We start from the raw sequence: 1,683 nt of genomic DNA on the forward strand, positions 1-1,683 counted from the left end.
CCGGCCGATGCGCCGCGCTACCTGTCCGGCGTGCATCGCGAGGCGTCCGCGCAGACCGTGATGCAGTGGCGCGACGACGGCACCGCCAGGAACGGGCGGCCGTCCGCGCGCGACCCGAGTCGCCTTCCCGAGCGCTTCGAGTCGGCCGCGTGGATCACGCGCACCGCGCTGTGCGTCGAAGTGCGCAACGGCATCCTGTACCTGTTCATGCCGCCGCTGGCCGCGCTGGAGGATTATCTCGACCTGCTCGGCGCGATCGAGCTGACCGCGCACGCGCTGGGCGTGAAGCTCGTCCTGGAAGGCTATCCGCCGCCGCGCGACGCGCGGCTGAAGCTGCTGCAGGTGACGCCCGATCCCGGCGTGATCGAGGTGAACATCCATCCGGCCAGCAACTTCGACGAACTCGTCGACCACACCGAATTCCTGTACGACGCTGCGTGGCAGTCGCGGCTGTGCAGCGAGAAGTTCATGGTCGACGGCCGCCACGTCGGCACGGGCGGCGGCAACCACTTCGTGCTCGGCGGCGCGACGCCGGCCGACAGCCCGTTCCTGCGTCGCCCGGACCTGCTCGCGAGCCTGATCGCGTACTGGCACAACCATCCGTCGCTGTCGTACCTGTTCTCCGGGCTTTTCATCGGGCCGACGAGCCAGGCGCCGCGCGTCGACGAAGCGCGCAACGACCAGCTCTACGAACTCGACATCGCGTTCGCGGAGATCCAGCGCAACAAGCTGCTGTTCGGGCAGGACATGCCGCCGTGGCTCGTCGACCGCGTGCTGCGCAACCTGCTGATCGACGTGACCGGCAACACGCACCGCAGCGAGTTCTGCATCGACAAGCTGTATTCGCCGGATTCGTCGACCGGCCGGCTCGGCCTGCTCGAACTGCGCGCATTCGAGATGCCGCCGCATGCGCGGATGAGCATCGTGCAGCAATTGCTGCTGCGCGCGCTGGTCGCGCGTTTCTGGGCCGCACCGTACACGACGCCGCTCACGCGCTGGGGCACCGCGCTGCATGACCGCTTCATGCTGCCCGAGTTTCTTCAGATGGATTTCGACGATGTGCTGGCCGAACTGGGCGACGCCGGTTTCGCGTTCGATCCGGCGTGGTTCGCGCCGCACTTCGAATTCCGCTTCCCGCTGTTCGGCCAGATCGCGGTGAACGGGATGCAACTGTCGCTGCGTGGTGCGCTGGAGCCGTGGCACGTGATGGGCGAGGAGGGCGCGCCCGGCGGCACGGTGCGCTACGTCGATTCGTCGGTCGAACGGCTCGAAGTGCGCGTGACGGGGCTCAACGACAACCGGCACGTCGTGACCGTCAACGGCCGCGCGCTGCCGCTGCAGCCGACCGGCACCGTCGGCGAATACGTCGCGGGCGTGCGCTACAAGGCGTGGTCGCCGCCGTCCGCGCTGCATCCGACCCTCGGCGTGCACGCGCCGCTCACGTTCGACATCGTCGATACGTGGCTGCAGCGCTCGCTCGGCGGCTGTCGCTATCACGTCGCGCATCCGGGCGGGCGCAACTACGCGACGTTCCCGGTCAATGCATACGAAGCCGAGAGCCGCCGGCTCGCACGCTTCGTCGAGATGGGGCATACGCCGGGGCGGATGGATGTCGCGGCTGCCGCGCCGAGCCGCGAATTCCCGTTCACGCTCGACCTGCGGCGGCCGTGACCGGACGATGAC

At 68.9% G+C, this 1,683-nt stretch carries 1 protein-coding gene; it reads left to right on the top strand.

Features of this window, described 5'->3' with window-relative positions; translation table 11 throughout:
- The coding region (locus G3N93_RS39525) for a transglutaminase family protein (RefSeq protein ID WP_206135473.1) at window positions 1-1,671 on the top strand (1,671 nt) is incomplete at its 5' end.
- Window positions 1,672-1,683 lie beyond the last annotated feature (12 nt).

The organism is Burkholderia sp. Se-20378, from assembly GCF_017104665.1.
In the GTDB taxonomy this organism is placed as follows: domain Bacteria; phylum Pseudomonadota; class Gammaproteobacteria; order Burkholderiales; family Burkholderiaceae; genus Burkholderia; species Burkholderia lata.